Annotated in this window: 10 protein-coding genes; 6 read left to right on the forward strand and 4 right to left on the reverse strand. The window is 69.0% G+C overall.

Features of this window, described 5'->3' with window-relative positions:
- The first annotated feature begins 673 nt into the window (after positions 1–673).
- The 4 genes from HYG95_RS14495 to HYG95_RS14510 all read left to right on the forward strand — a co-directional run bounded on the left by HYG95_RS14495 (position 674) and on the right by HYG95_RS14510 (position 4,634).
- Positions 674–1,480: an NUDIX domain-containing protein gene (locus HYG95_RS14495; protein WP_181698474.1), complete on the forward strand. Its 807-nt coding sequence runs from the start codon at positions 674–676 to the stop codon at positions 1,478–1,480.
- A 10-nt stretch (positions 1,481–1,490) separates the two neighbouring features.
- Positions 1,491–2,267 carry an enoyl-CoA hydratase-related protein gene (locus tag HYG95_RS14500; RefSeq protein WP_181698475.1) on the forward strand — a complete coding sequence of 259 codons (777 nt, stop codon included), beginning with the start codon at positions 1,491–1,493 and terminating at the stop codon, positions 2,265–2,267.
- 87 nt (positions 2,268–2,354) lie between these two features.
- Entirely contained in the window at positions 2,355–3,332 is a 978-nt protein-coding gene (locus HYG95_RS14505; protein ID WP_181698476.1) for a class I SAM-dependent methyltransferase, read from the forward strand.
- Positions 3,333–4,634, forward strand: coding sequence for a class I SAM-dependent methyltransferase (locus tag HYG95_RS14510; protein ID WP_181698477.1), 1,302 nt, complete (start codon positions 3,333–3,335; stop codon positions 4,632–4,634).
- 9 nt (positions 4,635–4,643) lie between these two features.
- Here HYG95_RS14510 and HYG95_RS14515 read toward each other — a convergent pair whose 3' ends face one another.
- On the reverse strand, positions 4,644–5,183 hold the full coding sequence (locus tag HYG95_RS14515; protein ID WP_181698478.1) for a DUF1697 domain-containing protein: 540 nt from the start codon (positions 5,181–5,183) through the stop codon (positions 4,644–4,646).
- A gap of 55 nt (positions 5,184–5,238) precedes the next feature.
- Positions 5,239–5,976, reverse strand: a complete 738-nt coding sequence (locus HYG95_RS14520; protein WP_181698536.1) for an acyltransferase — start codon at positions 5,974–5,976, stop codon at positions 5,239–5,241.
- 153 nt (positions 5,977–6,129) lie between these two features.
- Between HYG95_RS14520 and HYG95_RS14525 the strand changes: the two genes are divergently transcribed.
- Positions 6,130–7,422 carry a PQQ-binding-like beta-propeller repeat protein gene (locus HYG95_RS14525; RefSeq protein ID WP_181698479.1) on the forward strand — a complete coding sequence of 431 codons (1,293 nt, stop codon included), beginning with the start codon at positions 6,130–6,132 and terminating at the stop codon, positions 7,420–7,422.
- A gap of 1 nt (position 7,423) precedes the next feature.
- On the opposite strand, the gene HYG95_RS14530 is transcribed toward HYG95_RS14525, so the two are convergent.
- Positions 7,424–8,431, reverse strand: a complete 1,008-nt coding sequence (locus tag HYG95_RS14530; protein ID WP_181698480.1) for a polysaccharide deacetylase family protein — start codon at positions 8,429–8,431, stop codon at positions 7,424–7,426.
- A 218-nt stretch (positions 8,432–8,649) separates the two neighbouring features.
- Here HYG95_RS14530 and HYG95_RS14535 point away from each other — a divergent pair, with 218 nt between their 5' ends.
- Positions 8,650–9,885: a putative glycoside hydrolase gene (locus tag HYG95_RS14535; RefSeq protein WP_255495347.1), complete on the forward strand. Its 1,236-nt coding sequence runs from the start codon at positions 8,650–8,652 to the stop codon at positions 9,883–9,885.
- Positions 9,886–9,907: 22 nt separating this feature from the next.
- Here the strand turns inward: HYG95_RS14535 and HYG95_RS14540 are convergent, their stop codons facing one another.
- Positions 9,908–11,854 carry a TerD family protein gene (locus tag HYG95_RS14540; protein ID WP_181698481.1) on the reverse strand — a complete coding sequence of 649 codons (1,947 nt, stop codon included), beginning with the start codon at positions 11,852–11,854 and terminating at the stop codon, positions 9,908–9,910.
- Positions 11,855–12,021 lie beyond the last annotated feature (167 nt).

Here is a 12,021-nt window from a genome sequence, read left to right on the forward strand (position 1 = left end):
GGGCCGCTGCGCCGCTTCGCGGCGGACCCTCCTCGAGGTCGGGTCGTGCGGGGCTGGGAGTGCGGTCATGGCGGACTTGAGTGGTGCCGTGTGGCTGGGTGTGCGGTAGGTGGCGGACTCGGGTGGTGCCGCTTTGGCTGGGAGTGCGGCAGGCGGCGGACTCGGGTGGTGCCGCTTTGGCTGGGAGTGCGGTAGGTGGCGGACTCGGGTGATGCCGTGTGGCTGGGAGTGCGGTAGGCGGCGGACTCGGGTGATGCCGCTTTGGCTGGGAGACCGGCAGGCGGCGGACTCGGGTGGTGCTTTGTGGGCTGGGAGACCGGTGGGTGGCGGACTCGGGTGGTGCCTTGTGGGCTGGGAGACCGGTGGGTGGCGGACTCGGGTGGTGCCTTGTGGGCTGGGAGACCGGCAGGCGGCGGAAGCGAGTGGTGCCGGGGGCTGAGGAGCCTGGTAGGTGGCGCACCGGGGGCGGGTTTGGGCTGTTGTTGGGAGCGGACCCGGTGGTGAGGGTGGCTTCGTGTCGGTTGCTCAGGGAGGACCGGTGGGTGGACCGGTCGGTCGCATCACGAACCAAGCAACGGTTAGGGTGCGTAAGGATCGGGGACCGGCCGTGCGGTGTGGTCGGGGTCTGACGCGTGTCGATCGGCAATGGTGCTGGTCGTGGAGAGGAACGGCTATGAGTGAGTCCGTGGTGCGGGCGCGGGATGCGTCGACGGTGATGCTGGTGCGCGACGGAGCGCGGGGCATCGAGGTTTTCCTGCAGCAGCGGGTGAGCGGGATGGCGTTCGCGGCGGGGGTCACCGTGTTCCCGGGCGGTGGGGTGGATCCGGCCGACGGCACCGCCGACATCGCCTGGACCGGACCTGAACCCGCCTGGTGGGCGCAGCGTTTCGGCACCAACGAGCAGTCCGCGCAGGCCTTGGTCGCCGCCGCCGTGCGCGAGACGTTCGAGGAGTGCGGTGTGCTCCTCGCCGGTCCGACCGCCGACACCGTGGTCGGCGATTCGACCGTCTACCGGGAGGCACGCGGGAAGCTGGAACGTCGCGAGATCTCCCTCGCGGGATTCCTGGAAGCCGAGGGGCTGGTGCTGCGCGCCGATCTGCTGCGGCCGTGGTCGAACTGGATCACGCCCGAGGCCGAACCGCGCCGCTACGACACCCGGTTCTTCGTGGCGGTGCTGCCGGAGGGGCAGATCGCCGACGGTGCGACCTCCGAAGCTGCGCACGTGCGCTGGCAGACCCCGGTCGAGGCGCTCGAGAGCTGGCGTGCGGGCGAGCACGTGCTGATGCCGCCCACCTGGTCGCAACTCGACGCCCTGTGCGAGTTCGCCGACACCACCGCCGTGCTGGCGGCCGACCGGGCCATCACCCCGATCATGCCCAGGTACGCCCCGGGCGCCGACGGTCGCCCGCTGTCGGACTTCCCCGACAACGAACGGTATTTCGACCAGCTCCCGGACGTGGACGCCCTGCGCGGCCGGTAGGTTTGGCGACATGGCCGAATTCGTCACCCTGGAGCTGCCCGCCGAGCCCTCCGCTCGCGGCGTCGCGCTGCTGCGCATCGATCGTCCGCCGCTGAACCTCGTCGACGCCCAGCTGGCCCGCGAGGTCGCGGCGGCCGCGCGGACGGTCGCCGACCATCCGGGGGTGGCCGCCCTGATCGTCTACGGCGACGAGCGGGTGTTCAGCGCGGGCGACGAGATGCGTGAACTCGCCGAGCTCGACTCCGGCCAGGCCGCCGCCATGGCCGCCGACCTGCAGGCCGCCCTCGGCTGCCTTACCCGCGTGCCACAGCCGACCGTGGCCGCCATTGCCGGTTACTGCCTCGGTGCGGGCCTCGAGCTGGCGCTCGGCGCCGACCACCGCATCGTCGGCGACAACGTGAAGCTCGGCTTCCCTCAGATCAAGGCGGGCCTGATCCCGCTGTCCGGCATCCGCAGGCTCTCGCTGCTGATCGGCCAGAGCCGCGCCAAGGACCTCGTCTACACCGGCCGTTTCGTCGACGCCGAGGAAGCCGCGACACTCGGCCTGGTCGACGAAGTGGTCCCCCCGGACGACGTTCTCACCGCCGCCCGCCGCTGGGCCGACCAGTTCGTCACCGCCGCCCCTCGCGCCCTCGCCGCCGCCAAAGCCGTCTTCGAAGCGGGCCCGCACGCCCACTCCACGGCCGTCACCGAGTGGTCGGCCCTCTTCGACACCGACGACACCCGAACCGGCACCCGATCCTTCGCCGCCGACGGCCCGAACAGCGCCGTTTTCACCGGACGCTGACTCTGGACCGGTCAGTCGACCAGCAGGAATGGCGCGAAACAAGACCGGCGATTGCGTGCTGAGGGTCTCCTATTACTCTTGCGTGTTATGACGGTTCACCCCGATGATCCGGCGCCGAACCCGCACGCCACCGAGGCCGAGGTCGAAGCAGCGCTGAAGGACACCAAGCTCGCCCAGGTTCTGTACCACGACTGGGAAGCCGAGACCTACGACGACAAGTGGTCGATCTCCTACGACGAGCGCTGTATCGACTATGCCCGCGGCCGGTTCGACCTGGCGGTCGGCCCAGCCCCGCTGCCGTACGAGCGGGCGCTCGAACTCGGTTGTGGCACGGGGTTCTTCCTGCTCAACCTGATGCAGGGTGGGGTGGCCAAGACCGGTTCGGTCACCGACCTCTCGCCGGGCATGGTGAAGGTGGCGCTGCGCAACGCCGAGCACCTCGGCCTGGACGTGGACGGCCGCGTCGCCGACGCCGAGACCATCCCCTACGAGGACGACACCTTCGACCTGGTGTGCGGGCACGCGGTGCTGCACCACATCCCGGATGTGGAGCTGGCGCTGAAGGAATGCCTGCGCGTGCTCAAGCCGGGCGGGCGCTTCGTGTTCGCCGGTGAACCGACCACCGTCGGCAACTTCTACGCCCGCAAGCTCGGCCAGGTGACCTGGAAGGTGACCACCGAGATCACCAAGCTGCCGTTCCTGTCCGGGTGGCGTCGCCCGCAGACCGAGCTGGACGAGTCGTCGCGCGCCGCCGCGCTCGAGGCCGTCGTCGACCTGCACACCTTCGACCCCAGCGACCTGGAGAAGATGGCGAAGTCGGCCGGTGCCGTCGACGTGAAGGCCACCACCGAGGAATTCGCCGCCGCCCTGTGGGGCTGGCCCGTGCGTACCTTCGAGGCGGCCGTCCCCGACGAGAAGCTGACCGTCGGGTACCGCATGGCCCAGTACCGTGCCTGGCTCGGCCTGAGCTGGCTCGACGAGAACGTGCTGCGCAAGGTGGTTCCGCGCGAGTTCTTCTACAACGCGATGATCACCGGCGTGAAGCCGGGCGCGGCGCAGAAGTAGGTGGGATACCGCTTCGGCCGCGACGATGTCGCCTTCCTCGGCAGCGCGGCGGGACGTGCCGCGCTCGCCGAGGTCGACCGGCTGGAGCTGACGGCGGCGACGCACCTGCGCGATATCGAGCAGGTGCGTCGCTCGTTTCCCGAGCACGGTGCGGCCTTGATCGAGACCGTGCGGTTGCGGCGCAAGGCTCTCACGAAGCTGCCCGCGGCGGGGGAGTGGCTGTTCACCGACGACGCGCTGCAACAAGCCACCCCCGCACTCGTCGCCCGGCATCGGGCCGCGCGGTTGGCCGGTCGTGCCGTGCACGACGTGACGTGCTCGATCGGTGCCGAGCTGGCCGAACTCGCGGCGGTGTGCCCGGCGGTTGTCGGGAGCGATCTCGATGACGTGCGACTGGCGATGGCCGCCCACAATCTCGGTGTCGCGCCGCTGTCGGCCGGGTTCTCCGGCGCGATCACGCCGTCGTGTTCGGGAGCTGCAGCCGGAACGGGTTCCGGTGTGGGAGACGGGCGACAGGCTGTCGGCGGCACTGCGGTGGCCTCTGCGACCCGAAACATCTTGCTGGCCAAGGCTGATGCGCTGACCCCCACCACCCGCGACTCCGTGATCATCGCCGACCCGGCCCGCCGCGCCGACGGCCGCCGAACCTACGACCCCGCTAAACTCCAACCCCCGCTGCCCGACCTGCTCGCCGCCTACGCGGGCCGCGACATCGCCGTGAAGTCGGCGCCCGGTCTGGACTTCGACCGGCTCGGCTGGGACGGCGAGGTCGAGATCGTGTCCCTCGACGGTGCCGTCCGTGAAGCCTGCCTCTGGTCACCCGGCCTCACCGCCCCCGGCATCACCCGCCGCGCCACTGTCCTCGATTCTCGTGGTGGCGCAACAACTCTCACCGACACCGACCCCGACGAAATCCCCGAACGCGCACCCGGCGAGTGGGTCATCGACCCCGACGGCGCCGTCGTCCGCGCGGGCCTCGTCCGCCACTACGCCGCGAAACACGGTCTCTGGCAACTGGATCCGCAGATCGCCTACCTGACCGGTGACACGGTACCCACCGGAATGCGCGGCTTCCGCATCGAAGACCGCTTCGACCTACGCGAGAAGACGCTCCGTCAGGAACTGGCCCGCCGCGACTGCGGTGCCCTCGAGATCCTGGTCCGAGGCGTCGACATCGACCCGGATGCCTTGCGTAAGAAGCTCAAACTGCGCGGCAACCGGCCCTTCACCTTGGTCGTCACGCGAATAGGCCGCAACGCAACAGTTTTCCTCTGCACCGCGCAGGCCGCTCAGGTTTCCTGACGCCCGAGTTCAGGCTTCCATCTTCTTCACCACGCGCTGCACGGTGAGCCAGGTGCGGGTGGTGATGTCCTTGCCGTAGGTCTTCTCCAGCCGGGCCATGAAATCTGGTGTCTTGCCGGTGCTGTTGTCTATCACGGTGAGGAACGCGCGTGCGGCGGGGTCGTAGCCGATGACGCGGGTGAGCGGGTCGTCGGCGAAGGCTGACGTATCGGCTTCCCGCATGGTGTGTTTGAAGAAGGTGACGGTGAGATAGGAACCGCGTTCGTGGGTGAGGCCCTCGAACGGGTCGCGATCGAGCAGCGCACGCAGTTCGGGGTGGCTGCGCACGATGGTGCCGCCGGGGATGCCGAGTTCGGTCGCGAGCGCCTGCTGGATGCGGTCCTCGAGATCGTCGCGGGCGTCGTCGGTGCGGAACACCACGTTGCCGCTGCTCAGCACCGTCGCGACGCCCTCGAAACCGAGCCCTTCGAACACCCCGCGCAGCTTCTCGTTGCGCATGTTTGGATTGGTCGGCATGATCCCGCGCAGCAGCGCCGCATAACTGTCCACGTCGCGACGGTACCGACCGCCACCGACAGGAACGGGCCTGTCGGCGGAGTGTCGTTCAGGCTTGTGCGCCCGCGTTCTTCTTCCGTTCGATATCGGCCAGCGCCGCCAGGTAGGCCTCTCGTTCGGCGGCGCCGGCGTCCCAGGCCACCTTGCGGTTCTTCACGACCTTGGCGGGCGCCCCGACGGCGATGCTGTAGTCCGGAACGTCGCCGCGCACCACCGCGTGCGCGCCGAGCACGCAGCCGCGGCCCACCCGGGTGTCGCGCAGCACGGTCACCTTCGCGGCGATCCAGGTGTCGGGGCCGATCCGCACGGGGCTCTTCACGATGCCCTGGTCCTTGATGGGCAGGGTGATGTCGTCCATCTTGTGGTCGAAGTCGCAGATGTAGCACCAGTCGGCGACCAGCGTCGACTCACCGATCTCGATGTCGAGGTAGGTGTTGACCACGTTGTCCTTGCCGAACACCACCTTGTCGCCGATCCGCAGCGAACCCTCGTGGCAGCGGATGGCGTTGCCGTCGCCGATATGCACCCAGCGCCCGATTTCCATGCGCGCCAATTCAGGGGTGGCGTGGATTTCCACATTCCGCCCGAGAAATACCATTCCGCGCAGCACGATGTGCGGATTGGTGAGCCGGAATTTGAGCAGGCGGTAATAACGCACCAGGTACCAGGGGGTGTAGGCGCGATTGGCGAGCACCCAGCGCAACGAATCCCTGGTCAGAAAACGCGCCTGCTGCGGATCGCGGCGGCGTGATCCACGCCAGCGCGCGCTCAGCGGTGCGCCCCACATGCTCGTCACGAACTACTCTCCCTCTTCCGACCTCGACGGCGTCCACCGGGTGAGCCCCGGGGATTCGGTCATCGGGTACACAGAGTACTTTCGCAGGGCACACTTACCGTGCCATACCCCGATCCTCGGCCCGATTACCCAGGAGATCAGCAGGTGCGAACTCGGACTCGCGTCGCCGCCTCGCTCGCTGCCGCCGGTGTGGTGGCGCTGGCCGGTTGCGGCACCGATGTGGACGACATCACCGTCGGCTCCGGAAAGGGTTGGCCCGCAGCCCATCACGACGGCCGCAACAGCGCCGCGAGCCCGGTGAGCGGTGCGTCGGCGATGACGTTGAGCTGGTCGCGGCCGGTGGGTGGGCCGATCGCCCAGCCCGTGACGATCGGCGGCGAGGGTCAGTTGTTCGTCACCACCAGCACCGGCAACTGCGCGGTGTTCTCATATCAGATGCAGACAGGGCGCAAACGCTTCTGCAACCCACTCGGCCCGTCGACGATCGAGGCGCCCACCGTGGTCGACGGCATCAACAACGTCTACGTCGGCGACGACGGCGCGGTGAATTCGTTCAACTACCTGGGTCAGCCGCGCTGGCGCACCCCCGTGGCCGGGGTGCCGGTGGCGATCCAGTTCACCGGTGACGGCCGCGTGCTCACGGTGACCCAGTCCGGCCAGGTCGACGTGCTCAGCCGCCAGACCGGCGAACGCGAGGTGCCCACCCTGCAGCTGCTCGGCGAACCCGACTTCCTGAAGTACCCCGGCCTGACCCGCCCAGCCTCCGGCGACGGCCTCGACGACTGCCAGATCGGCGGCCCGCGCTGCGCGGTCGCCAACACCACCGCCGTCGACCCCGAGACCGGCCGCTTCTTCGTCACCGTCTGGGAACCGGGCAAGCCGATGGCCTCGCTGCGGGCGATGTCCTACGCCGACGGCACCGTCACGCAGCTGTGGAGCGCCGACATGCTCACCGAGGGCAGCGCGACCAGCCCGGCCCTGTCGGCCGACGGCGCCACCGTGTACGTCGGCGACAACAGCGGCCGTTTGATCGCGGTGAACACCGAGGACGGCAGCACCCGCTGGACCCACGCGCTCGGCTGGACCCCGCGCGGCCGCATCGCCCTGGTCGACGACCTGATCCTCCCGTCCGGCGACGACGGCTACCTGGCCGCCATCCGCGATCACGGCGACCGCGCCGACCGCGCCTGGGAACGCAAGGACCTGGCCCAGCGCGGCACCCCGGCCCTGACCTCGGGCGAGATCGGCTACACGGTCGCCGCCATCGGCGCGGGCCTGAACCTCATCACCTTCGACACCGCCACCGGCACCACGATCGACTCCGATCCGCTGCCGAACGCCACCGGGACCACCACCGGCACGTCGATCGGACCCGAGGGCCAGGTCGTCGTCGCCACCCGTCTCGGCGAGATCTTCACCTTCACCCCGGACGCGTAGCTCAGTACGGGTTCGCCTGCGCGGCGAAGCGGGGGTTCAGCTCGCCCGCGAGAGCGCGGGGGAACGAGACGCGCGCGGGGTCGCCGTCGGCGGTGTAGCGCTGGCCGGGGTTGGCGGCGAGGTGATCGAGCCAATGGGCCGAATCGAAGGGCACCGCACCGCGGCCGGACCGGATGCGTGGCACACCGGCCGGATCGAGCCCGGCGTAGGGCGCCGGGGCCGGATTCGAGCCGACGAGCATCACGGCGTCGAAGGTGTAGGTGGTGCCGTCCCAGCTGCCCGCTGTGGTCAGGGATCGGCGGTCGGGGTGGATGCCGAGGGGTAGTGCCATCGTCCGCACGGTGGTGCCGGGCGCGGCGGCCGTCACCGCGCGCACGTTCTCGGCGAACTCGCGTTGCACGCTGTTGTCGTCCAGCGTCGACAGATTGGGGTGCGTGGCCGTGTGGGCGCCGATCTCGTGGCCGTTGGCCGCCAGCCAGGGCAGGGCGCGCGGATCGCCCTGGAACGGTTCGTTGTTCACGTAGAAGGTGGCGACCGGCCGGAAATCCGGGTAGCGGGCGCCGAATTCGGCGAGGATGCCCGCCGCGCTGTCCGGGGTCACGGCACCGGAGTCGGTGAAGGCGAGCTGACTGGTGGTCGAGTCGTCGAAGGTGAGGATCACCGGGTGGGTGCCCGCGGGGAGGTCGAGGCGGCCGGACACGTAGTCGGCGGCGGTCACCGGGCGGTAGCCCTCGCGGTAGAGGCGCTCGAGTTCGTCGCGGAATTCGGCTGGGGTCTGGTCGTATTCGCCCGCCGGGTTCGCCGAGATCTGGTGATACATCAACACCGGCACGAGACCGAGCTCGTTGGCGCCGACTTCGGCCGGGTCAGGCGGTGCCGCCGTGGTGCTGTGGGCGGCGGGTGGATCGACCGAGGCCGCCTCGGTGCTCGTGTCCGTACACGCCGCGAGTGCGGCGGTCAGCGCGAGGATCGGCAGAAGTCGCGAAAGAGCAGGAGAACCACCTGTCATCAATGCGATATTACGCGGCGGCCTCGGTTTACAGTTGATCTACCGATACCCGCCACATCCGTGTCGGAACCGCGAAATAGTTGGCGTGTCAACAGTATTGGAAGGCGGTGTTGGCGTTGGGGTTCTCATTCCGTTCGGCCGTCCGGTGGCGGTGGACGAGCACCGTCGTCGGAGTCGGTCTCGCGATTGTCGTCGTCGCTCTCGTGGCCGGATTCGCCTTGAGTAGATCGGCCGTGGTGCCGCTCGCCGACACCACACCACCGACCCTGACCGTGAACCCCGCCGAACCGGTGAAGTCCTACCGGTCACCGGTGGTGGTGCGCGGCACCGCCGTCGACGCCGTGCGGGTATCCATCGGCGCGGAATCGGTGACACCCGCCGAAGACGGTTCCTTCGAGTTCGCGGTGCCGTGGGCGCCCGCCTTCGAAGTGGTCGCGGCCGACGACGAGGGCAACGCGGCCAGCAGCACCGTCGTCACCGCGCGGACCCTGCCGAGGATGCGGGCGGTGCACGTCACCGCGCACGCCTGGTCGCACGACGGGCTGCGTGAATCGGTCCTCGACCTGGCACGCCAGGGACGCATCGATACCGTGCAGCTCGACATCAAGGACGAGGACGGAGTCGTGGGCTACGACTCGCAGGTGCCGCTCGCCCGTGAGTCCGGCGCCGCCACGACGATCTACGACGCGCCCGCCGCGCTTCGGCAGTTGCACGACATGGGTGTGCAGGTGGTCGGGCGCATCGTCGCGTTCCGTGACCCGACTCTCGCGTCGTGGGCGTGGCACAGCGGACGCCACGACTGGGTGGTCCAGAACCCCTCCGGCCAGCCGTATTCCAGCCATTACGGGCCGATCGCCTTCACCAATTTCGCCCATCCCGACGTGCGCCGCTACAACATCGATCTGGCCGTGGAAGGCGCGCGGCTCGGGTTCGACGGCATCATGTACGACTACGTGCGCCGCCCCGACGGCAGCCTCACGAGCATGACTTTCACCGGTCTCACCGACACGCCGTCGGTGGCGATCGCGGCCTTCCTCGCCGAGAGCAGGCACCCGGTGAACAGCGCGGGTGCCCACCAGAGCGCCGCCGTCTACGGCATCGCCTCCACCCGCCCCGACCAGATCGCCCAGGACATCCCCCTCATCGCCCGCCACGTCGACTTCGTCGCCCCCATGATCTACCCCTCCCACTGGAACCCCGGCGAATACGGCGTCGCCAATCCCAACGCCCAGCCCTACGACATCGTCTACCGCTCCCTCCAGGACTTCATCACCCAGACCAAGGGCACCAACGCAGGCGTGATCCCGTGGCTCCAGGACTTCTCCCTCGGCGTCACCTACAACGACGCCGAGGTCCAGGCCCAAATCGATGCCACCCGAGCCGCAGGCATAGACGGCTTCTTCCTCTGGAACGCCGCGACCCGCTACCACGGGGGTGGAATACACCCGGCGTGACAGCGGGTTCGACGACGTCGGGTCAAGCCTCGGACTGGCCGATATCGGCTTGCCGTGGCGCGGCGGGAACCCATTCGCGCAGCGGCTGAACCACCGTGCCGTAGAAGGTGTCCGTCGCGGAGGTGACGCTCGAGATGAAGCTCGCCGCGGTTCCGGCGCGTCGGTTGCCCATCGGGAAGCTCTGTTCGAGTGTGAACGACACGATCGAGCCGGTTCGTCCCTCGGTGAGCGACTTCGGGTTCGCCCGCACGACGTCGAGCAGTTCGCAGCTCTCGGTGCCGCGTTCGGAGAACACGGCCTCCACCTGCACCCGGCCCGGTGCCTCGGCGAGCTGCTTGATCAACCAGGACACCCGGCGCGCCGAGGTGCCTTCGTCGGGGGCGGCCATCGCGATGCGGCAGCGCACCTTGTTGGTGCGCACGTCGGCAACCACCGTGAGATCGCCGACGGTGTCGGGGATGCGCAGCACCGCCTCGAAGCAGCCGTCGGCGGCCAACCGTTCGGCGACGGCCGCGGCCCGAGCGAGCGGATCGGTGTGGAACTTGCGCGGCAGAATGTGTTTGACCTCGACCCCGAGTTCGGCGGTGAGCCGCAGCGCGAGATGCCTGCACAGCGAGACCCAGGTATCGGCGACGGTCAGCGCCTTCTGATCGCCCGCGCGCAATGTGCCCGCCATGACCGCGTCCCGCACGACGACCCAGTGCCTGCCCATGTCGACGAATTCCGCCGCACCGGAACGGGGATGGTCGAGGTAACGCAGGAACTCGCCGAGGATCCAGGTCTGCAGCGGGTCGTCGATACTGCCGTGCGAGAGCAACATGCGTGCCTCGTGCGCCACCTCCGCCCACGACAGGTGCCGCAGGGCCACCTTCGTCAGTTTGCGGCGGTCGACCTGGACCGGCAGTTCGCCCGGACCGGCGGGGATGTCGTTGGACAGGCTGACCACGACGTCGTACTTGCGGCGCCGTGCGACATCGAGATAGCTCTCGAGCTGCTCTTTCCTGAGCTTGCCGTTCCCGGTCTTCACCTCGAGCAGCCCGGTCCACTGCTTGCTGCCCCGGCTCACCCGCAGCACGGCATCAGGCACCACCGTCGAATCGCCTGCCTCGTACTGCACCTCGATATAGCCCTCGAAGGCACCGACCGGCGCTCCCATCCTCGCGCAGACTGCCCGGGCGAAGGGTCGCACGGCCTGCATCGTCGCGACGAGCGCCGAGGTGGTGCGTCGTTCCTGTTCCTCGCCTGCGCCGATACCGAAGACGGAGAACAGCCGGGCGGGTTGCCAGGCGTCGGATTCGGCCTGGCGGAACTCGATGGGCTTCGACTTGCGCACCGGTCGCTTGGCAGTGCGGACACCGCGTGCGGGCGCGGCGGTGGGCGCGGGCTCGGTGACAGTGGTCGCGGGCAGGTCGTGAACCGGTTCTGCCGCTGGTTCGCCGTCGTCGATCGACACCCCGAAATCCGTTGCCAGACCGGCAAGTCCGGATTCCCAGCCTTGCCCGACCGCGCGCACCTTCCAGACGCCTTCCCGGCGGTAGATCTCGCCGAAGACGAAGGCCGACTCGGTGTCGGCATCAGCGGTCACGTATTCGGCGAGGGAGCGGCCCGCCGCATCGATCACGTGCAGGGCGAGTTTGCCGAGTGCTCCGAAGGTGCCGGTGCCGACACTGCCCGCCAGCGCGACGGTGTGGATGCCTGCGGGAAGTGCGGAGAGATCGATCGAAATCCTGGCCTGCCGACCTTCGTCCGTCACGCTCGTTCCGAGGAATCCGACCGACCCGTCGGGCGATTCGGGCTGGTTGTAGAAGACGAAATCGGCGTCGGAGGCGACGCGGCGGTCGGCGCCGAGTAAGAGCGCCGAGGCATCGAGCTCGACAGTCGGCTCGGGCCAGCCGATGACGATGTCGACGCGTTCGACATCCGTCGGCAATGCGATGTTCTGGCCCTTGGACAACAGCGGAGACGACACAGCAGCTCACCCTTCGAGGCTCGGCACGACGATCACCGCAAGGCGAATACGGCCGACCGGCCGCCGACCCCCTTGCCGCACACCGCGATTCAGCGGTGGCCGAAGGGTGTCGGCCGCGAACCCGGAACTGTTACACAGCTCACGTTTAGATTGTCAACGCATTGAAT

It is taken from the genome of Nocardia sp. GTS18, assembly GCF_013839555.1.
Classification (GTDB): Bacteria; Actinomycetota; Actinomycetes; order Mycobacteriales; family Mycobacteriaceae; genus Nocardia; species Nocardia rosealba.